Origin of the sequence: Sphingomonas sp. H160509, from assembly GCF_024124765.2 — a bacterium.
GTDB lineage: Bacteria > Pseudomonadota > Alphaproteobacteria > Sphingomonadales > Sphingomonadaceae > Sphingomonas.
On sequence record NZ_JAMXSR020000002.1, the window covers coordinates 1601493 to 1623062 of the forward strand.

Consider the following 21570-nt stretch of genomic DNA (forward strand, 5'->3'; position numbering starts at 1 on the left):
CCCAGATACAGCGCCGCAAAGCCCAGTGCCGCGAACGCGCTGCCGAACGGCCGCTCGCCGATCAGCGCGACCTCGAGCCCGAACCCCGCCAGCGCCGGCCCGAACAACAACGTCGTATCGACCGCGTTGCCGAACTTGCCCGGGGTCGCCCGCGTATAAAGCACGGCGGTGACGACGTAGATCAGCACCGAGACGATCAGAAATATCTGCGCGATCAGGAAATGCTCGGGCCGATACGCGGTCGCGCCCCACAGGCTCGCAATCCCGAACGTCGCGAAGAACCCGACCAGGTTCAGCACGCGCCATGTCCGCGCGCGTGCGATGAACAGGATCGCGAGGTTCAGGATCGTCCCGTACCCGAACAGGCCGAGCGTATTGCCGCCCTCACCGCCCAGCAGCAACGGCACCGCGAACCCGCCTGCGAACGCCGTCACCGCCAACGCTTGCGATCGCTGCAACAGCGCCAGCGCACAGCCGAGCGCGCAGACCGCGATCATCAGCACGAACGCCGCGGACAGCGGTACAAGGTCGTAGAAGCGCGCCGCCCCGAACAGCGTCAGATAGATGATCGCGACGCCGCCGCCTTGCAACGCCAGCGCGAAATCCGGACGCTTGGTCCGCGTCCGAAAGCCGATGCCGAGCAGCGCGATGCCGAACAGGCCGACCACCGCGAGACGGAACTCGATCGGGAACAGCCCCGCCGCCGCCGCATAGCTGGCGAGGAACGACAGTCCGACGAACAGGATGACGAGCCCGAGTCGGACGATCGTGTTGCCGCCGAACAGCCAGCCGCGCGCCGCCGCAACGCCGCTCGCCAACCAGCCCGGCTCACGCGGTTCGGCGGGCGCAGGTACAGACGCCGCGCGGTCACCCGAAGGCGGCGAACCCCAGCGGCTTCCCGCCGCGGTATCGAAATCGGTTAGTGCTTCACGTTGCGATACGACCTCCGGCGCGACCGTCGCGGTCGACGGCTCGGCGACCAACGGCTCGATCGAGCGCGGCGTAGTGCGGACCTCCACATCGGCGACCCCGTCCCCACGATAACGCGGCACGTCCATCAGCTCGTTGACGTGGGCCCGCAACAAGGCGACCTCGGCGCTCAGTACCGCCGTCTCGCGCACGATCTCGATCCGCATCGCCCGCCGCAACGCCCAGCCGATGCACAACCCAACCGCTCCGCCCAAGAATAAAGCGGTTTCTGAAAAGCTTCCGAGCACCCAGCCGAGCAAAGCACCGACTATCGCCATCCAGATTAGCATCGTCCGCGCTGCCCCTCGCCTAGTCATCGCCCCACCTACTCATGGACGTCTTTGCACTAACATGGCGCAAGCCCCGCCGGCGGTCGAGCGTGATTGCGAATACGCGCGCCGACTAAATTTAAGCTGCATGATCCCGTTTCTCGATTTCGCCCGTTAAGTGCCTGCCCTGCAACGAAAGGGTGCAGGGCCAGGGGAGATACCGATGCAGGGGACGCGTGCATGGTGGCGTTGAGCGAACGACGATCGGTCGTCGTCATCAGCGACTGGGTCGACGGCTGGCCTCCTGCGGATCCCTCCACCGCATTGCCTCCTCGCGACGGATCGGCATGGCGCGCGCTCGATCCCGCGAGCCGACCTTGGACGGGTGCCGCCGACCACCGCGAGTCTGTTACCGGCGGGTATCTCGAACGCCTTCCGCTCGCGCTCGTCGCGGCCGGCATCGTCGAGCAGGCCGAGATCTGGCATCACTGGCGCGGCGAAGGCGACCCGCCATTCCACCGCGACAGCCCGGTGCTCGCCCGCCGCGCCTTCCGCCTCGACCACGACCACGCGCCGTTCGCGTCTACCGAGATGATCGACTTCGTGCGGACTTTTGGCGCGCCACACATCCTCGTCGTGCTGGGTCTCGGCGTCGCGCCCGAACTCCTCGCGCTCTGTGCGAACAGCATCATCCTCTACAATTCGATCGACGCGCCCTCGTTGCGCGTGCCGCCCGAAGTCAGCGAACATTTCGATCTCGTCATCACCGGCGCGCAGTGGCAGTCGGACGAGGTCGAGGCCCGCCACCCCGGCGTTCGCACCGCGATCCTGCCAATCGGCCCCGAATTCGCCGCGATCGACCAGTTCCGTCCACTCGGCACACCCAAGGATGTCGACCTGATCTACGTCGCCGCCGCGCAACCGTATAAGCGCCACGACATCCTATTCGACGCGCTCGCACAACTCCCGCGCGACGTGCGCGCGCTCTGCGTGTTCGGATACGGCGAGGACGCCGACGCACTCCGCCAACGCGCGCGTGACCAGAATCTCTCGATCGAGTTCGTCGGACCACCGGGCGTGCCAATAGACGAGGTCAACCGCCTGATGAACCGCGCCAGGTTCGGCGTCGTCTGCGGCATCGACGACGGCGCGCCCGCCATCATTACCGAATACATGCTCGCCGGCCTGCCCGTACTCGCCAACGTGGAATTACGCTGTGGATTGCAGTTCATCCTGCCCGAGACCGGCATGACCGCTTCGACGACCGGGTTTGCCGATGCGATCCTTACAATGCGCGAAACCTACGCCAATTTCCGGCCCCGCGACGCTGTATTGGAGCGTTGGACTTGGCAGCATAGCGTTGTGCGTTTGGGTGCGATTATCCAGCAAATACATGATGCAAAGCAATTACATTTGCATAGTCAGGTCTGAGGCGTGGGCTTAGGTTCGATCAACAACGCGGATGACCGCGGATTCGCGGATTGGAAGAGCGTGCACGGTATCGGACCTACTCCCACCCTCGCCACGATCGACGATACGAGCCCGCCGCCGCCGCTGATCTGCTTCTCGCATCTCCGCTGGGATTTCGTGACGCAGCGCCCGCAGCATCTGATGAAGCGGTTCGCGCAAGCCCAGAGCGTGTTCGTCTGGGAAGAACACATCCCTTGCGACCATCCGTTGCCCTTCCTCGAACACCACCCGTTTCCCGCCGACAACGTGATCGCACTGCGCCCGCGCTTGCCGCATTGGTGGAATGTCGAACAGGTCGAGACGGGCTTGCGGCAACTTCTCGACATGCTTGTCGCGACGAGCATCCGGACCAAGCCGGTGCTGTGGTTCTACACCCCAATGATGCTCCCGTTCGCCGAGCATCTCGATGCCGCCGCGGTCGTCTACGACTGCATGGACGAACTGTCCGCGTTCCGCTTCGCCGACCCCGCCCTGCTCGACCGCGAAGCCCGCTTGCTGGCGCGCGCCGACCTCGTCTTCACCGGCGGCTACAGCCTGTACGAAGCCAAGCGCGACCGCCACCGCGACGTCCACGCCTTCCCCTCAGCCGTCGACGTCGCGCACTTTGCACAAGCGCGGACCGGCAATATCGAACCCGAAGACCAGCGCCACATCCCCGGCCCGAAGCTCGGTTTCTTCGGCGTCATCGACGAACGCATCGACCTTGCATTGCTCGACACGGTCGCCGCTCAGCAACCCGGTTGGTCGTTCGTGATGATCGGCCCGGTCGTGAAGATCGATCCCGCGCACCTGCCACGCCGCGCCAACATCCACTGGCTCGGCGGACGCGGCTACAACGAACTCCCCCGCCTATCTCTCTGGCTGGGACGTCGCGCTGATGCCGTTCGCGATCAACGCTGCGACGCGCTTCATCAGCCCGACCAAGACCCCCGAATATCTCGCCGGCGGCCTGCCCGTCGTCTCGACACCGATCGTCGACGTGATCCGCCACTACGGCGACGCGGCGGCCGTCTCGATCGCTGCCGACGCGCCCGCGTTCGTCGCTGCCTGCGAAGCCGCGCTCGCGCTTCCCCGCGAAGGCGCATGGCGCGACGAAGCCGACCGCCTGCTCGCCACGCAATCCTGGGACCGCACGCAAACCGCCATGGCCACCGAGATCGACCGCGTCCTCCACGCGAAACGAACCTTCCGCCCCGCGCCAAAACGCGAACGCTACGACACGCTGATCGTCGGCGCAGGGTTCGCCGGCGCCGTCCTCGCCGAGCGTCTTGCGGCAGACAGCTGCCAGCGCGTCCTCGTCGTCGACCGCCGCCCGCACATCGGCGGCAACGCCTATGACGAGCATGACGAGGCCGGTGTGCTGATCCACCGCTATGGCCCGCACATCTTTCACACCAACTCCGCCGACGTGTTCGACTATCTGTCGCGCTTCACCGAGTGGCGCGCGTACGAACACCGCGTCCTTGCCAGCGTCGACGACAAGCTCGTGCCGATGCCGATCAACCGCACCACGCTCAACGACCTCTACGGCCTGTCGCTCGAGGACGACGCGGAAGCCGCCGCCTTCCTCGCCAGCCGCGCGGAATCGGTCGAGGACATCCGCACGTCCGAGGACGTCGTCGTCGCCGCAGTCGGTCGCGATCTCTACGAGACGTTCTTCCGCGGCTACACGCGGAAGCAATGGGGCCTCGACCCGTCCGAGCTCGACCGCACGGTTACCGCGCGCGTGCCGACCCGCACCTCGACCGACGATCGCTATTTCACCGATACCTTCCAGGCGATGCCGACAAACGGCTACACCCGGATGTTCGAGGCGATGCTCGACCACCCCGGCATCACGCTCGATCTCGGCGTCGAATATCGCGACGTGATCGACCGCGTCGACGTCGACCACATCGTCTTCACCGGCCCGATCGACGAATATTTCGACTTCCGCTTCGGCAAGCTCCCCTATCGCAGCCTCCAGTTCCGCCACGAGACGCACGACGTCGCACAGTTCCAGCCGGTCGCGGTCGTCAACTATCCCGACGAAACCGTGCCGCAAACGCGCATCACCGAATACAAGCACCTCACCGGCCAACTCCACGCGAAGACGAGCATCAGCTACGAATTCCCGAGCGCGGAGGGCGATCCTTATTACCCGATCCCCCGCCCCGAGAACCAAGCCCTGTTCAAACGCTACGAGGCGCTCGCCGATGCGGAGGACGGCGTTACCTTCGTCGGCCGGCTTGCGACGTATCGCTACTACAATATGGACCAGGTCGTGGGGCAAGCGCTCGCCACCTATCGCCGCATGGTCGCGAAATCCGCGGTCCTCGAAACCCCCGTGATGGCCGCCGAATGACCCGCATCTGCCTGCTGACCGACAGCCTCGCCCCGTCAGGCGTCGGCGCGCACATGATGACGCTCGCCGAAGGATTGGGCGGAGACGAGATCGTCGTCGCCGCGCGCCCCGGCACCGGCCTGCTCGAACACGCCGCCGCCAAGGGTTATGCGGTGAAAGCGCTCGACGACGATGCAAATCTCGCGCGCTGGCTCGACCGCGCCGCGCCCGACATCGTCCACGTCCATGCCGGCATCGGCTGGGAAGGCCACGCCGCCGTCCGCGCCGCGCACGCGGCGGGCGTGCCGGTGATCCGAACCGAGCATCTCCCCTATCTCCTCACCGACACCGCGCAGCGCGACGAACACCGCGACACATCGGCCGCGCTCGCACGCCTGATTTGCGTCTCGGACGCGGTCGGCGACAGCCACCGCGCAGCCGGTGTCGATCCGACACTGGTCGCGACGATCCACAACGGAGTCGGCGCGCATAGACCATCGCGCTCTCGCGAAGCCCTCCGCGGCGAATGGGGCGTCGCCGATGCCCCCGTCCTGCTCATGGTCGCGCGCTTCGCCGAGCAAAAGGGCCACGCGCTCCTGCTCGATGCGCTGCCAGCAATCCGCGCCGCACAACCGGACGTGATCGTGCTGCTCGCCGGCGAAGGCCCCCTCCTCACCCAGACCGCACGCGCCATCGCCGCCAAAGGCCTGGCCGGCACCGTCCGAATGCTCGGCACCCGCAGCGATGTCGCCGACCTGATGACACTGGCCGACCTGCTCGTCCTCCCCTCGGCATTCGAAGGTCTCCCACTGGTCGCGCTCGAGGCAATGGCCGCCGGGCTCCCCGTCGTCGCCACCGTCGCGCCCGGCAATGCCGAAGCGATCGAGGACGGCGTCACCGGTCGCCTGACCGCCGCGGACCCGGCCAGTTTCGCCGATGCGATCGTCACGCTGCTAGCCGACCGCGACAGCCTGAAAACAATGGCCAGCGCCGCGATCGAGCGCCAGCAGGACCTATTCTCGGCCGATCGCATGATCGCCGACACGCGCGCGGTCTACGCCGCGGTGCAAGACCAAAACACAAAGGGAGACGGCGTGGAGCGGACACGGATCGGGTTCATCGGCGCAGGCGGCATCGCCAATCGCCATTTCGGCGTGCTGGAGCAGTTCGACGACGTCGCGATCGTCGCGGTCGCCGACGTCGACATGGCGCGCGCGACCGAAGCCGCCGCCCGCTTCGGCGCGCGCGCGTTCGACGATGCCGCGGCGATGCTGGCCGCGGTCGAGCTCGACGCGCTCTACATCTGCGTGCCGCCGTTCGCGCACGGCGAACCCGAACGCTTGGCGATCGAGCACAAGTTGCCGTTCTTTGTCGAGAAGCCCGTCGCGCTCGACCTCGGCACCGCGGAGGACGTCGCCGCCGCAGTCGACCGGCTCGGCCTCGTCACCGCAGTCGGCTATCACTGGCGCTATCTCGACACGGTGGACGAGGTGAAGGCGCTGCTTTCCGCGACCCCCGCCCGCCTCCTCTCCGGCTATTGGCTCGACTCCACGCCGCCCCCGCGCTGGTGGTGGAAGAAGGACGCATCGGGGGGCCAGATGCTCGAACAGACGACGCATCTCGTCGATCTCGCGCGCTATCTCGTCGGCGACGTCGTCCGCGTCTACGGCCAGTCGGGCCACATCGACCGCGCCGCCTTCCCCGGCCTCGACGTCGCCACCACCAGCACTGCGATGCTCACCTTCGCCAGCGGCGCGATCGCCAATTTCGCGTCCACCTGCCTGCTCAACTGGAACCACCGCGTCGGCCTGCACCTGTTCGGCGAAGGCCTCGCGATCGAACTCACCGACCGCGACGTGATGATCGACATCGGCCGAGGCCGTCCGGTCCGCGGCACCGGCAGCGATCCGGTCGTGCTGGAGGATCGCGACTTCATCGACGCGGTCCGTGGGGGGCGAGAACCGGATCCGCTGCCCCCTACCCCGCCGCGCTCGAAACGCTCCGCCTCACGCTAGCGATCGAACGCTCCGCCGTCGAAGGCCGCGCGATCGACGTCCGCGAGCGGGAGGTGATCCATGTCTGAGTGGCGCCACGTCCGCTCGCTCGGCGTCGAACGCCCCGGCCAGGCCTATTTCTTCGGCTATGACGAAGCGCCTCCGGGCGACGGCCAGGTTCGCCTCGACCTGCTCTACACCGGGTTTTCCGCCGGGACCGAGCTCACCTTCGTCAAGAACAGCAACCCGTATCTCCACTCGCGCTGGGACGCAGGCCGCGGCGTGTTCGTCCCCGGCGAACCGGGCGCGCACTATCCGGTGCCGTTCCTCGGCTACATGGAATGCGCGCGCGTCAGCGACAGCCGGGTCGACGATTTCGCCAACGGCGACGTCGTCGGCACCGTCTTCGGACACAAGACCGGCCACACCGCAGACCCGTTCAACGACCTGTTGACCAAGCTCCCGCCCGAGCTCGATCCGATCCTCGGCATCTATATCGGCCAGATGGGCCCGATCGCCGCCAACGGCATTCTTCACGCGGACGCCGAACTACTCGGCCCCAACGTCGTCAACCTCGGTGACGGCATCCGCGGCCGCCCCGCGCTGGTGATCGGCGCAGGCATCGTCGGCATGCTCACCGCCCTGTTTGCGCAAGCCGCCGGCGCGAGCGAAGTCGTGATCGCCGACCCGTCCCCCTTCCGCCGCCTGCGCGCCGAATGCCTCGGCATCACCGCGATGACCGAGGATCAGGCCTGGGCGTATGCCAAGGCACGCTGGATCCACGGCGGCGACGATCGCGGCGCGGACGTCGTGTTCCAGACCCGCGCCGACGCCGCCAGCCTCCACGCCGCGATGCGCGCGCTGAGACCACAAGGCACTGTGATCGACCTCGCCTTCTACCAGGGCGGCGCCGACCGGCTCCGGCTCGGCGAGGAGTTTCACCACAACGGCCTCAACCTCCGCTGCGCCCAGATCAACCGCGTCCCGCGCGGGCTCGGTTTCCAGTGGGACCGCCGCCGCCTCGCCAACGAGACAGTGAAGCTCCTCCTCGCCCGCGGCCCCGAGATCCGCGCGCAGCTCATCACGCACGTCGTCCCCTATGACGACGCTCCCAAGTTCATCGCAAAGCTGGTCGGCGAGCGACCCGAATTCCTCCAGATCGTCTTCAAGGTCGGCGATTGAGCACCGCACTCACTGCCGACGCCCGCCCGATCCGCATCCTGTTCGTCTTCGCCTGGCTCGTCGTCGGCGGCGAAGAGACGGAGGTGCGCCTGCTCGCCCAGGCGCTCGACCCGACCCGCTACCGGATCGAGGTCGTCGCCTGCTTCCGAAAAGACGGCATGCCCGGAGCAGACTCATGCGCAATTGGAAGCGATCGGCGTCGCCGTCGACCGCACGCCCTACGCGCTCGGTTTCGACGAGACCGTCGCCTATCTCGCGAGCAAGCTGCCCGCGTACGACGTCGTCGTCTCGTGCCAGAACGTCGCCGACATCTATCCCGCGCTCGAACGCATGCACCTCCGCCCGCCGTTGATCGAACATGGCGGCCTCGTCTCCGAAGCGCTCGCCGGCCCCAAGCATTTCACCGCGCGCTATGTCGGCGTCTGCGCCTCGATCCGCGACGCCGCCGCCAGCCGCATGCCCGGCCGCGAACACCACGCCGTCGAGATCCCGTCGATGGTCGACACGCGCGCCTTCGACCCCGCCAGCCGCGCGCCAGTCCGTGCGACGGTAGGGATCGCCGAAGACGTACCGCTGGTTGGCTGGCTAGGCAGGCTCGACCCCAAGAAGCGCGTCGAGGACTTCATCGAAGCCGCCGCGCTCGTCCATGCCCGCCAACCCCGCGCACGCTTCGTCGTGATCGGCGGACCGGACGCCTTCATCCCCGAATATGCCGCGGCACTCCAAAGCCGCGCGCATGAGCTCGGCCTCGACACCGCCCTGACCTTCCTCGGCGACCGCGACGACGTGCCCGACCTGCTCGCCGCGCTCGACATCTTCGTCTGGCTCTCGCGTGGCGAAGGCATGCCGCACGTCATCGCCGAAGCCGGCGCCGCACGCCTCCCGGTCATAGCGACGCGCGACAACGGCTCCGAACAACAGATCGTCGACGGGGTCAGCGGCCTATTCGTGCCCCACGAAGACCCGCCTTCAGTCGCCGCGGCGATCACGAAACTGCTCGAAGACCCGGCACTCCGAACCCGCCTCGGCACCGCCCTCCGCGCCAAGGTCGACAGCGAGTACGCCGTCGCCGCCGTCGTCCCCCGCTGGGAAGCGCTGTTCGCCGAAGTCCTGTCGAACCGACCGCCTCTTCCCCGCCCAACCGGCCTGTTCCGGAGCTTCCTGCAAGGCGGCTTCGAATCCTCCACGCACCGCCGCGCGCACGACCGCAAGCGCGTCGACGTCATCGCCGCCAGCCACCACGACATCCTCGCCGCACATGATTACGGCGAACTCGCCAAGCTCGGCATACTGACGGTCCGCGACGGCCTGCGCTGGCATCTGATCGAACGCGAACCCGGCCGCTACGACTGGTCCAGTCTCGACCGCCAGCTAGACGCCGCCAAGGCGATCGGCACCGAAGTCATCTGGGATCTGCTGCATTACGGCTGGCCCGACGACATCGACATCTGGACGCCCGCCTTCGTCACGCGCTTCGCCGCCTTCGCCGCCGCCGCCGCGCGTCACATCGGGCCCGCTGCTCCCGGCGAGACCCGCTTCTACGCCCCCGTCAACGAGATCTCGTTCTTCGCCTGGGGCGGCGGCGACGCAGCCTATCTCAACCCGTACGCCCGAGGCCGCGGATACGAACTGAAGGTCCAACTCGCCCGCGCGTCGATCGCCGCGATGGAAGCGATCCTGGCGGTCGATCCCGCCGCAAGGTTCGTCCATGCCGACCCGGTCATCAACGTCATCACCGACCCCGCCCGCCCGAACGATGCCCCCGCCGCCGAAGGCCACCGCCTCGCGCAATACCAGGCGTGGGACATGATCGCAGGGAAAGCGTGGCCGCAGATCGGTGGCCGCGCGCCATTGCTGGATATCGTCGGCGTCAATTTCTACCACAACAACCAGTGGATCCACGGCGGCCCACCGCTTGCCTACGACCACCCCTTGAGCCGCCCGCTCCACGCGATCCTAGCCGACGCCTACGCCCGCTACGGCCGCCCGACCTTCATCGCCGAAACCGGCATCGAAGGCATCGCCCGCCCCGCCTGGCTCCGCATGATCCTGCGCGAGGTGAAGATCGCGCAATCGCTCGGCGTACCGATCGAGGGCGTTTGCCTCTACCCGATCCTAGACCACCCCGGTTGGGACGACGATCGCTACTGCCCCAACGGCCTGCTCGCCTGCTCGCCGGATTTCGCCGACCGCGTGCCGAACGCGGCGCTCGCCGACGCCATCCGGCAAGCGCAGGGGGCCCGATATCCTGCGTTAACTTGGGCCCCGATACTGATCGAAGTCGATACGATCGAGGGGACATTTCCGCCGACACGTCGCGTTGACGATTGCCACAAAGGCATGCGGAGAGAGATCACATGGCCATTAAATTTGCAGGAACGATGAACGCGATCAATCGCGGGCTCGACGTGACCAAGCCCACCAAGGGTGCCGACATGGTCGAGGATTGGGAAGCCGCATTGGCCGATACCGAAGTCTCCGGCGCCAAGGGCATCCTTCGCGACCTCGGTTCGTTGCGCAAGCAGTTGGAGAAGGACACGCCCGACGCCGACCGCGTCCACGCGCTGCTCCACCGCCTCGGCACCGCGACCACCAAGATCGCCGACAAGGCCGACAAGTCGCAGGACAAGCTGAAGGCACTCGGCGAAGCGCTGACCGAAGCCGGTGAGGACGCGCCCGACGAGGAAGAGGACGTCGCGGCAGCCGCGGCTCCAAAGCGCGCGCGCAAGAAGGCCTGAACGAAAAAAGGGCCGGCGATCGCAGGATCGCCGGCCCTTTTCCTTACTTACGTCGCGAAAGTCTCAGGCGGTAACCGCCTCGGCCTTCGGATTGACCTTCGACGTCGCCATCGCAGTCAGCTTGTTGTCGGTCGCATATTCCTCGTCGAGCGTTTCCTTCAGGATCGCCGCGATCTCGCTGCGACCAAGCTGGTTCGCCCACGCGATCAGCGTACCGTAGCGCGTGATCTCGTAATGCTCGACCGCCTGCGCCGACGCGATCAGCGCTGCATCGAGCACCGCCTTGTCGGCAATCTCGCCCGCGACTTCGTTCGCTTCCTTGATGATCCCGTCGATCGCCGGGCAGGTTACGGCCTTGGCCTTCTCGCCGAGCAGCTCGAAGATCCGCTCGAGCCGAACGATCTGTCCCTCGGTCTCGCGCAAGTGCGTTTCGAACCCGGCCTTTAGACTCGGTGCCGTCGCCTTGTCGGTCATCTTCGGCAGTGCCTTGGTGATCTGGTGCTCGGCGTAATACACGTCCTGCAACTGGTGCAGGAACAGGTCTTCGAACGTCGCGATGTCCTTGGAAAACAAGCCCATGATCATATCCTCGCATAGCTGGTGCACGCGAAGCGAAATGCTCCGGTGGTGGGGAAACGCCCTTACCGCGGGGTAAGTTTCGTCTCTCCAGCCACCGGAGCCTCGGGGGATCAGCCCTTCAGCTTGGCCGCCGTCTCGGCGATCCGCTTGCCCTGATATCGCGCGCCATCGAGCTCGTCCTTGCTCGGCATGCGGCTGCCGTCGCCATCCGAGATCGTCGTCGCGCCGTAGGGCGAGCCGCCCTTGACCACGTCGACGCCCATCTGCGCCTGGAAGCCATAGTCGAGCCCGACGATCGTCATGCCGTGATGGATCAGGTTGGTGATGATCGAGAACAACGTCGTTTCCTGACCGCCATGCTGGCTGGCCGTCGAGGTGAACGCACCGCCGACCTTGCCGATCAGCGCGCCCGAGAACCACTGCCCGCCGGTCGTATCCCAGAACTGCGCCATCTGCGCGGGCATCCGGCCGAACCGAGTCGGCGCACCGACGATGATCGCATCATACTGCTCGAGCGCGGCGGGGCCTTCGATCTCGGCGTGCGCGGTGTCGGTCTTGAAGTGCGCGGCCTCGATCACCGCCTGCGGTGCGGTTTCTGCGACGCGACGGATGTCCACCTCGGCCCCACCGGCGCGCGCGCCCTCGGCGACGGCATCCGCCATCTGCTCGATATGGCCGTAGGACGAGTAATAGAGCACGAGAACCTTGGTCATGGGCATTTCCTTCGAATTCCCCTCCCGCTTGCGGAAGGGGGTTAGGGGGAGGGCAGTTCCGGGCGGGATCGCGGGAGGAAACCCCTCCCCCGACCCCTCCCGCAATCGGGAGGGGAGTTTTACTCCGAGTCTACCAGAACGATCTCGGCGTCCTCTTGAGCCGTGATCGTCACCGTCTGGCCGCCCAACAGCGCCACTCCGTCGCGCGCCCCAAAGGCGTCGTCGCCGATCGTGATCGCACCGGTCGCTGGCACCAGATACACGTGGCGTCCCTCGCCGACCGCATAGTCGACGCTGTCGCCAGCCTTCAACGTCGCCGCCAGCACGCGAGCATTCGCCCTGATGGGCAACGCATCGCCGTCACCCTCGAACCCGCTGGCCAAGGTCACGAACTGGCCCGACCGCTCGCCCTTCGGAAACGGCTTGGCACCCCAGCTCGGCGCGCCGCCTTTACGCGAAGGCTCGATCCAAATCTGGAAGATCGTCGTCGTCTCGGGCTCGAGATTATACTCGGCATGCCGAACCCCGGTCCCCGCGCTCATCACCTGGACGTCGCCAGCCTCGGTACGGCCCTTGTTGCCGAGCGAGTCCTGGTGCGTGATCGCGCCGCTGCGGACATAGGTTATGATCTCCATGTCCTGATGCGGATGCGGCGGGAAGCCCGAGTTCGCGGCGATCTGGTCGTCGTTCCACACACGGATCGCGCCCCAGCCCATGCGGGCCGGATCGTAATAGCTCGCGAACGAGAAATGATGGCGCGCATTCAGCCAGCCGTGATCGGCATGGCCAAGGCTGTCGAAGGGGCGGCCGTCTACTTTGGAAAGGGTCGTGGTCGTCATGATAGGTCTCCACTGGTTGATCCCAAGATAGGCGCTGCGATCATGACGTAAATAGAAACGCTGGAAACCGATCGTTTCGGTTGGTAACGCGGCCTCAAAGTAGAGCACCCATAGAGTGCACCACCCCGGCGGAGGCCGGGGCCCAGTTGGGGAACGTTGGTAACGAAGTGCGGTCCGTCGTTACGACCACCTTTCCAACTGGGCCCCGGCCTCCGCCGGGGTGGTAAATCCAGTACGGCTCTAATATCGGAGACCCCCATGCGCCTGCCCGATCTCGAAGCCTGGGCGATCTTCGCCAGCGTCGTCGAGCACCGCTCGTTCAGCGCCGCCGCCGACGCGGTCGGGCTCAGCAAGGCGACCGTGTCGAAGGCGATCACCCGTCTCGAAGCGCATCTCGGCCAATCGCTCTTCCACCGCACCTCGCGCCGCCTCGCGCTCACCGAAGCCGGCAAACCCCTCGCCGAACACGCCGCGCGGATCCTCGCCGAAGCCCGCGCCGCCGAGGAATCCGCGCACGACGCCGCCAGCGCGCATACCGGCCGCGTCCGCCTTGCCGCACCAATGAGCTTCGGCGTGACCAACGTTGCGCCGATCCTTGCCGAGTTCCTCGTCGCGCACCCCGGTATCGAGGTCGATTTCCACTTGTCCGATGCGCGCGTCGACATCGTCGCCGAAGGCTTCGACGTCGCGCTGCGGATCGCCGAGCTCCCCGACAGCTCGCTCCGCGCGCGCCGCCTGTGTAGCATCCAGGCGCACACCGTCGCCGCACCCAGCTACCTTGCGAAGCACGGCACCCCGACGCACCCGGCACAGCTCGGCGAGCACCAGCTGGTCGGATATTCGAACGTCGTCGGCCCGTGGCGCTTCCACGGCCCCGGCGGCGCCGACGTCTCGGTCCGCCTGCAAGGCCAGCTCACCGCCAACAGCGGCGAGGCGATCGTCCCAGCGCTGATCGCCGGCCTCGGAATCGCGCGCCTCCCCGACTTCATCGTCGACCGGCATATCGCGTCTGGCGCACTCGTCATGATCCTCGAAGACTGGGCGCCTGCGAAGATCGGACTCCATCTCCTCACCCCGCCAAGCCCGCTCCGCCCGGCCCGCGTCGAGGCACTGATAGACTTCCTCGCAGCCCGCCTCCGCGACCCGAACGCAGGGCAAGCGTAAAGCGGCGACCTTGCGCAAAACCGGGCCGGATGCCATGTAAGAGGCTGGATAGACGCTCGAGTTTGCAACCCAGCGCGATCCCAACGACACCCGATACCGGGATGAGGACTTTGAGCAGCGGCCGCGCTCAGTCGGTAGTATGTGTATCGATTTCGTGATTTCCGCGTGGCTGACCCGATAATCCGGTCATGGATTCTCGTCGTCTTCGGCCTGTGTCGGGACAGCGGACCATGCCGAAACGAAAAGGCATGACCATGCGGCCAGACGCTAACGACACGATCTCCCCAAAATCCAAGACCGGCGTGACCCGTCGCAACCTGCTCGGTTCGGCGATCGTCGCCGGCGGCGCAGCGGCGTTGCCGATCGCGCACGCCGACGCCGCGACCACCGAGCGCACCGTCGACGTCCTGCTGATCGGCGGCGGCATCATGAGCGCGACGCTCGCCGTCCTGTTGCGCGAGCTCGAGCCGACCTGGACGATCGAGATGGTCGAACGCCTCGACAAGGTCGCGGACGAGAGCTCCAACGGCTGGAACAACGCCGGCACCGGCCACTCCGCGCTGTGCGAACTCAACTACACGCCGGTCAACAAGGCCGACGGCAAGGTCGAGATCGCCAAGGCGGTCGAGATCAACGAGCAGTTCCAGGTCACGCGCCAGTTCCTCAGCCACCAGGTCGATACCGGCATCCTCGCCAACCCGCGCTCGTTCATCAATTCGACGCCGCACATGAATCTGGTGTGGGGCGATGCCAACGTCGCCTTCCTGCAAAAGCGCCACGCCGCGCTCCAGGCGAGCCCGCTGTTCTCGGGGATGGAATTCACCACCGACCCGAAGCAGATTGCGCAGTGGGTGCCGGTGATGATGGAGGGCCGTGCGCCCGGCACCAAGCTCGCCGCGACGCGCTCGCCGCTCGGCACCGACTGCGACTGGGGCGAGGTCACGCGCCAGTACATCGGCTCGCTCGCCAAGCAGGACAATTTCACGCTGACCACGGGCCACGAGGTCCGCTCGCTCGAACGCGAGACGATCGGCGGCAAGAAGGCGCGCTGGCGTGTCACCGCACGCGACATGAAGACCGACGAGAAGCAGGTCATCAAGGCGCGCTTCGTGTTTGCGGGCGCCGGCGGCGGCGCGCTGCCGATCCTGCAGAAGTCTGGCATTCCCGAGGCCGACGATTATGCCGGCTTCCCGGTCGGCGGCTCGTTCCTGGTCGCGGACAAGCCCGAGGTCACGTACCGCCATCTCGCCAAGGTCTACGGCAAGGCGGCGGTCGGCTCGCCGCCGATGTCCGTGCCGCATCTCGACACGCGGTTCCTCGACGGCAAGCAGGCGCTGCTGTTCGGCCCGTTCGCGACCTTCTCGACCAAGTTCCTCAAGGAAGGCTCGTATTTCGATCTTCCGGCGTCGGTCACGCTCGACAATTTCCGGCCGATGCTCGCGGTTGGCTGGGATGATTTCGACCTCGTCGAATATCTCGCAGGCCAGCTCATCATGTCGGACAGCGACCGGATGGATGCCCTGCGCGAGTATTTCCCGGGTGCGAAGGACGCCGACTGGCGCCTGTGGCAGGCTGGTCAGCGCGTCCAGATCATCAAGCGCGATCCCGAGAAGGGCGGCGTGCTGCGGCTCGGCACCGAGATCGTCGCGTCGAAGGACGGCTCGATCGCCGCGCTGCTGGGCGCCTCGCCCGGCGCCTCGACCGCGCCGTCGATCATGCTCAACCTGTTGAAGAAGGTGTTCCCGAACCATCTCGCCACCGCCGGGTGGCAGGCCAAGATCCGCGAGATCGTGCCGACCTACGGCGTGATGCTCAACGAGACACCGGACGTCCTCGCCGAGCATTGGGCCTCGACCGCCGACACGCTGCAACTCGCCATCCCCTCGCCCACGGTCGGCGTCGCAGCCGGCCCACGCCCCGCGGCCATGCGCGTAAAGCCAGACCGCAGCCCCGACCTCGCGCTGTAAGTTAAACCGACGTCCATTCTACAATCCTCCCCCGCCAGGGGGAGGTGGCTGGCACCTTGCCAGACGGAGGGGGAGGCAGGCGATGACTGCCGTTGCGTGTCCTCCCCCTCCGTCACCTTCGGCGACACCTCCCCCTCGCGGGGGAGGATCAGCGAGTGTCGTTTCCGGAACCCACCTTAAGTCCTTGGAACGGCTGTCCTACGCTGCGACGATCTGCCACGGTCGCAAGATGATCGCCCCGCCCTTCTCGCAAAACCACCACCAATCCGGCCAAGGATCGGCTCCAAAAACCGGAAGTGCACACTCCGCGCAAACCGCGCCAGCGTGTGCACTTTGTGAACTTCCGGCTTTTCGGCGGGCCGCAGCATGAACCGCCTGGCCCCCGATGCAGACGATTCGCGCTTCATCCGCCGCGTCATCCTGACCATCGTGATCGTCGCGATAGTCGCCGCGCTCTACAAGGCGGGCGACCTGCTCATCCTCGCCTTCGGATCGATCCTGGGTGCGATCGTCATCCACGCTATCGCCGATCTCTACCGCGACCATCTCCGCGTTCCGCGCAAGCCCGCGCTCGGCCTCGGCATCGCCACCGTGCTCGGCGTCATCGCCTTCCTGGTCTGGTTGTTCGGCGTGCAGTTCCGCAGCCAGGTCAACGTCCTGATCGCCCAGACGCCGGCGCTGCTCGACCAGCTCGCCGCGTATCTTTCGCAAAGCGCGGTCGGCGCGAAGCTCGTCGACGCCGTGCAACAGGCCTATGCCGGGTCGAAGGTCGCACAGGACGTCGGCGGACTCGTGACGGGCGCTGGCGAGCTCGTGCTCAACTGCCTGTTGCTGCTGGTCGGCGCGCTGTTCTTCGCCGCCGATCCCAAGGTGTACGAGCGCGGCTTCCTGTTGCTGATCCCGCGCTCGAAGCGGGCCGCGGTCGAGGATGCGCTGTTCGACGTCGGCTCGACGCTCCGGCTGTGGCTCGGCTCGTCGCTGATCCTGATGACGACGATGGGAATCCTGGTCGGCATCGGGCTCTGGCTATCGGGCGTCCCCAGCGCTGCCGCGCTCGGCCTGCTCGCCGGATTGTCCGAGTTCATCCCCTATATCGGCCCCACCGCGGCGATGATCCCGGCGCTCGGCCTCGCCGCGACGCAAGGGACCTCGTCGATCGTCGGCACGCTCGTCACCTATGCCGTCGTGCGGCTCGTCCAGACCAATTTCATCACGCCGTACGTCCAGAACCGGGTGATCTCGATTCCCCCGCGATCACGGTGTTCGCGATCATCGGCATCGGCACGATCTTCGGCCTGTTCGGATTGTTCTTCTCCGCAGCGCTGCTGGTGGTGATCTTCACGCTTGTCCGCAGCCTGTATCTGCGCGAGGTTCTCGGCGAGGATATCCCGAAGACGGTCCACCGGACGTTGCTCGGCCCCGACCTGACGCCGAGCCCTCCGAGCGAAGATTTGTAAAGAATTCAACTGCTCGGCAGTGATCCGACCGATTCGCCGCGTCAACCTTAGTTCGAAATTAACCTTTTGCCTTCAGATGTTGTGTGGTTAATGAATGGAAGTCGAGCTGCTGACATGGGGTGTCGGGCGGTCTCGCGAACAGGGGACGACGCATGCGAGTGCTGCTGATCGAGGACGAGCCGACGACGGCCAAGGCTATCGAGCTGATGCTGACGACCGAAGGGTTCAACGTCTACATCACCGATCTCGGGGAAGAAGGCCTCGATCTGGGCAAGCTGTATGATTACGACATCATCCTGCTCGACCTCAACCTGCCCGACATGCACGGCTATGACGTGCTGAAACGCCTGCGTGTCGCCCGTGTCGCGACGCCGGTGCTGATCCTGTCAGGCGTCAACGAGATGGACTCGAAAGTCCGGAGCTTCGGTTTCGGTGCCGACGACTATGTCACCAAGCCGTTCCACCGCGAGGAACTGATCGCGCGCATCCACGCCGTCGTCCGCCGCTCGAAGGGGCACAGCCAGTCGGTCATCCGCACCGGCAAGCTGGCCGTCAATCTCGATGCGAAGACGGTCGAGGTCAACGGCAGCCGCGTTCACCTGACCGGCAAGGAATATGCGATGCTGGAGCTGCTCTCGCTCCGCAAGGGGCACGACCTTGACCAAGGAAATGTTCCTCAACCACCTCTACGGCGGGATGGACGAGCCGGAGCTGAAGATCATCGACGTCTTCATCTGCAAGCTGCGCAAGAAGCTCAGCCTCGCGTGCGACGGCGAGAATTACATCGAGACCGTCTGGGGTCGTGGCTACGTCCTGCGCGAACCCGACGAAGTGCTCGAATCCCAGGTCGCGTAACTCCCCAGTTTTCGGGAGCACGAAGGCCGCGGCATCGGGGGTGCCGCGGCCTTTCCTATTTATTCCTACGTATGGGGTGCCAAGCTGCCCCTCTCATCCTCCCCTTGCGGGGAGGTGGCTGGCCGTTGCCAGACGGAGGGGGAGGAAAGGTATAACCGCTGTTCCTCGTCCTCCCCCCTCCGTCGCCTACGGCGCCACCTCCCCCTTGCGGGGGAGGATACTAAAATCCACCCAGGGCCGATCGGCATCGAGTTTGGGGCGCTAGATGAGCTTTATTTCTCGTCATGCCGGACTGGTTCCGGCATCCACGGTGCCGCACATTCGATGGAATTTGGCGTGCGGAACGGTGGACCCCGGAACGAGTCCGGGGTGACGGAATGATCTCCAGGGCCGGCGCGCCCCTGACACGAATATCGATCCGTCCTAAATCTTGCGCCGCCACCGCCGGAACAACCCGCGTTTGCTGAGCGACTCGAACATCTCCTGAGGACCTTCCGGATCGAGCACCTCGTTATCCGCCAGCCAAGCCTCGACCGCAGTCAGGTCGGGCACCTCGTAACAGCGCAACGTCTTGCTCATGCCGACCCGCTCCTGCCGCAACCGCTCAATGGTAGCGATCAACGACCCCGTCTCTGCGATCATCGCACTGACCACCTCCACCGCGACGCCTAGATGCTCCGCCATCAACCCGTCCCGGATCGCCGCAACAGCCTTCGAGGTCGCAGCGTCGGTAGCCCGGATCGCCAGGTCACACTCAGTATCAAGCCGCAACGACCGATTGTTGACGTTGGAAGACCCCAACCGGAACACGTCGTCGTCCGCGATCAGGATCTTGGCGTGGCAATAGATCGGCGCGCCGTCCTTGGTGTACGGATGATACATCCGCAGCCGCCGGTGCGTGTCCCGCCGGTGCAGCGCCTCCATCAACCGCGCCCGCGCCGTGTCCATCGCCAGCGGCTCCAGCCACCCCTGCGCCACGGTCGGGTTGATGATGACAATCTCCGGCCCCTCCGCCTCGTCGAGCCGCCGCGCCACCGCCTCCGCCACCTTACGCGACGCGAAATACTGGCTTTCGATATACAGATGCTTCTTCGCGCGGGCGATCTGCCCCAGGAACAGCGCCTCGCTCTCGTACACCGGCACCTGGTCCGACATCTCCGGTTCGGTCCGCGCGATGCCGACATCGACATCGCGGAAATCCACCGCAAGCGCCTCCGGCCAGAACGTCCCGCCCGGCACGCCCGCCGCCATCGGCTTGCCCCCCGCCAATTGCCAGCGACGGCGGAACAGTTCGCCCAGCGCATGCGCGACAGGGCCCTGCACCGCGCTGATCGCGTCGTGCCAAGGCTTGTAAGGCTTACCCGATGGCTGGACGCGGTGCGGATCGCCGTCGCGGTGCTCGCGCGCGTCCCAGCGGTCGCCGGTCATGTCGATCCCGCCGCAGAACGCCAGCGCGTCGTCGATGATGACGATCTTCTGGTGATGCGACGCCGCGGTCGGGTGATGCCCGTCGAGCTTGGTATGGATCCGCTTGTGTCGCATCCACTTGATCATCGTGAACAGCGTCGATCCGCGGAACAGCGACTTGATCGCCCCGGTATCCCAGCGCAACACGAAGATCTCGAGTTCGGGTTCGCGCTCGACCAGCCAGTGCATGAACGCGCCCAGCGTCTTGGGTTCGCCCGGCCGATCGACGCCCGGCTCGAGCAAAATACGCGCATCGAAGTCCCAGCCGATCAGCAGGATGCGGCGTTTGGCCCCCAGCATCGCGACGCGCGCCGTCCGGAAATAGTCCGCCGCATCGACGATCACCGCCATCCGTTCGGCGCGTTCGATCCGCCAGCACTCCGTCCCAACCTGCATCGGTATCCCTTCGTCCGTTGCCGACTGATATGCGTGGCGTGCGGTTTGGTTGCGTGAATGCCCTGTATCGTCGCGCCCGGCCGCCCTATCTGGGATGACGATGGCCGCTCCTCCTACCCAGCCGCCGGCGCAGCGCAAGGTGATCCATGTCGACATGGACGCCTTCTACGCGTCGGTCGAACAGCGCGACGATCCCTCGCTCAAGGGCCGGCCGGTGGCAGTCGGCGGATCGCGTGCGCGGGGCGTGGTGGCGGCCGCGAGCTACGAGGCGCGCGCGTTCGGCGTTCGCAGCGCGATGCCGTCGGTCACCGCGATCCGAAAATGTCCCGACCTCGTGTTCGTGCCCCCCTCGGTTCGACGTGTACCGCGAAGTCTCGGACCGGATCCGCGCGATATTCGCCGACTATACCGACCTGATCGAGCCGCTGTCGCTCGACGAGGCGTATCTCGACGTGACCGAGGATATCCGCGGGCTAGGCACCGCGGCCGCGATCGCGGAGGAAATCCGCGCGCGGATCAGGGCGGATACCGGCCTCACCGCATCCGCCGGAGTGAGCTACAACAAGTTCATCGCCAAGCTCGCCTCGGACCAGAACAAGCCCGACGGCATCTGCATCATCACGCCGAAGCGCGGCGCCGCGTTCGTCCAGTCACTGCCGGTGAAGCGCTTCCATGGTGTAGGGCCAGTGACCGCGCAGAAGATGGAACGGCTCGGCATCCTCACCGGCGCAGACCTATACGGTATGACGCTCGCGTTCCTCCAGGCGCATTTCGGCAGCTATGCGGACTATCTCTACGGTGCGGCGCGCGGCATCGATCATCGGCCCGTGCGCGTCAACCGGGCCGCGAAGTCGGTCGGTGCGGAACGGACGTTCGAGACGAACCTGACGACCGCGGAGGATCTGCGCGCGGCGCTGCACCGGGTGGCGGATGCGGCTTGGGTGCGGATCGAACGGCACGGTACGCGTGGTCGCACGGTCACGCTCAAGCTGCGCCACGCCGACTTCCGCACGATCACGCGTGCACGATCGTCACAGGCACCGGTGACCGACAAGGCCGCATTCCTCTCGGCAGGCCTCGACCTGCTGATGGCGCAACTGCCCGTGCCGGACGGCGTGCGCCTCCTCGGGCTGACATTGTCCGGCATCATGGGCGAAGACGACGAAATACAGCCAAGCCTGTTGTAGG

At 66.2% G+C, this 21570-nt stretch carries 16 protein-coding genes and 3 pseudogenes; 12 read left to right on the forward strand and 7 right to left on the reverse strand.

The genetic code is table 11. The annotated features are described in order from the left end of the window. Positions 1–20: 20 nt before the first annotated feature. A pseudogene (locus NHF48_RS09495) lies at positions 21–1286 on the reverse strand (DUF2339 domain-containing protein); the annotation flags it as partial. Between the two features lie 192 nt (positions 1287–1478). Here NHF48_RS09495 and NHF48_RS09500 point away from each other — a divergent pair. Then, entirely contained in the window at positions 1479–2669 is a 1191-nt protein-coding gene (locus tag NHF48_RS09500) for a glycosyltransferase family 4 protein (protein WP_253070967.1), read from the forward strand. A gap of 9 nt (positions 2670–2678) precedes the next feature. Here NHF48_RS09500 and NHF48_RS09505 read toward each other — a convergent pair whose 3' ends face one another. Next, positions 2679–3281, reverse strand: a complete 603-nt coding sequence (locus NHF48_RS09505; protein WP_253070968.1) for a hypothetical protein — start codon at positions 3279–3281, stop codon at positions 2679–2681. Positions 3282–3290: 9 nt separating this feature from the next. Beyond that, positions 3291–3521: a hypothetical protein gene (locus NHF48_RS09510; RefSeq protein ID WP_253070969.1), complete on the reverse strand. Its 231-nt coding sequence runs from the start codon at positions 3519–3521 to the stop codon at positions 3291–3293. A gap of 64 nt (positions 3522–3585) precedes the next feature. Here NHF48_RS09510 and glf point away from each other — a divergent pair, with 64 nt between their 5' ends. The 5 genes from glf to NHF48_RS09535 all read left to right on the forward strand — a co-directional run bounded on the left by glf (position 3586) and on the right by NHF48_RS09535 (position 10945). Next, entirely contained in the window at positions 3586–5052 is a 1467-nt protein-coding gene (gene glf, locus NHF48_RS09515) for a UDP-galactopyranose mutase (protein ID WP_253070970.1), read from the forward strand. After that, on the forward strand, positions 5049–7046 hold the full coding sequence (locus NHF48_RS09520; protein ID WP_253070971.1) for a glycosyltransferase: 1998 nt from the start codon (positions 5049–5051) through the stop codon (positions 7044–7046). Before glf ends, NHF48_RS09520 begins: the two co-directional genes overlap by 4 nt. Positions 7047–7106: 60 nt before the next feature. Continuing rightward, a complete protein-coding gene (locus NHF48_RS09525; protein ID WP_253070972.1) occupies positions 7107–8207 on the forward strand; it encodes a zinc-dependent alcohol dehydrogenase in 1101 nt (366 codons plus the stop codon). A gap of 183 nt (positions 8208–8390) precedes the next feature. Further along, on the forward strand, positions 8391–10592 hold the full coding sequence (locus NHF48_RS09530) for a glycosyltransferase family 4 protein (RefSeq protein ID WP_253070973.1): 2202 nt from the start codon (positions 8391–8393) through the stop codon (positions 10590–10592). After that, positions 10565–10945: a hypothetical protein gene (locus NHF48_RS09535; RefSeq protein WP_253070974.1), complete on the forward strand. Its 381-nt coding sequence runs from the start codon at positions 10565–10567 to the stop codon at positions 10943–10945. Before NHF48_RS09530 ends, NHF48_RS09535 begins: the two co-directional genes overlap by 28 nt. Positions 10946–11008: 63 nt before the next feature. On the opposite strand, the gene NHF48_RS09540 is transcribed toward NHF48_RS09535, so the two are convergent. The 3 genes from NHF48_RS09540 to NHF48_RS09550 form a co-directional block, all read right to left on the reverse strand. Beyond that, entirely contained in the window at positions 11009–11524 is a 516-nt protein-coding gene (locus NHF48_RS09540) for a YciE/YciF ferroxidase family protein (protein ID WP_253070975.1), read from the reverse strand. 110 nt (positions 11525–11634) lie between these two features. Further along, positions 11635–12237, reverse strand: a complete 603-nt coding sequence (wrbA, locus tag NHF48_RS09545; protein ID WP_253070976.1) for an NAD(P)H:quinone oxidoreductase — start codon at positions 12235–12237, stop codon at positions 11635–11637. A 119-nt stretch (positions 12238–12356) separates the two neighbouring features. Beyond that, on the reverse strand, positions 12357–13076 hold the full coding sequence (locus NHF48_RS09550; protein WP_253070977.1) for a pirin family protein: 720 nt from the start codon (positions 13074–13076) through the stop codon (positions 12357–12359). Positions 13077–13334: 258 nt separating this feature from the next. Here NHF48_RS09550 and NHF48_RS09555 point away from each other — a divergent pair, with 258 nt between their 5' ends. The 5 genes and pseudogenes from NHF48_RS09555 (at position 13335) to ctrA (ending at position 18519) form a co-directional block, all read left to right on the forward strand. Continuing rightward, entirely contained in the window at positions 13335–14240 is a 906-nt protein-coding gene (locus tag NHF48_RS09555; protein ID WP_253070978.1) for a LysR family transcriptional regulator, read from the forward strand. A gap of 254 nt (positions 14241–14494) precedes the next feature. Further along, a complete protein-coding gene (gene mqo / locus NHF48_RS09560; RefSeq protein ID WP_253070979.1) occupies positions 14495–16207 on the forward strand; it encodes a malate dehydrogenase (quinone) in 1713 nt (570 codons plus the stop codon). Between the two features lie 366 nt (positions 16208–16573). Then, on the forward strand, positions 16574–17542 hold the full coding sequence (locus NHF48_RS09565; protein ID WP_253070980.1) for an AI-2E family transporter: 969 nt from the start codon (positions 16574–16576) through the stop codon (positions 17540–17542). After that, a complete protein-coding gene (locus NHF48_RS09570; RefSeq protein ID WP_263816828.1) occupies positions 17512–17664 on the forward strand; it encodes a hypothetical protein in 153 nt (50 codons plus the stop codon). Before NHF48_RS09565 ends, NHF48_RS09570 begins: the two co-directional genes overlap by 31 nt. Positions 17665–17816: 152 nt before the next feature. Beyond that, a pseudogene (gene ctrA / locus NHF48_RS09575) lies at positions 17817–18519 on the forward strand (response regulator transcription factor CtrA). 423 nt (positions 18520–18942) lie between these two features. On the opposite strand, the gene NHF48_RS09580 reads toward ctrA, so the two are convergent. After that, the gene (locus NHF48_RS09580; protein WP_253070982.1) at positions 18943–20382 is read right to left on the reverse strand and encodes a phospholipase D-like domain-containing protein; all 1440 of its coding nucleotides are present in this window, start codon (positions 20380–20382) and stop codon (positions 18943–18945) included. A 100-nt stretch (positions 20383–20482) separates the two neighbouring features. On the opposite strand from NHF48_RS09580, the pseudogene dinB reads away from it, so the two are divergent. Then, positions 20483–21569, forward strand: a pseudogene (gene dinB, locus NHF48_RS09585) (DNA polymerase IV). The last annotated feature ends 1 nt before the right edge of the window (position 21570 follow it).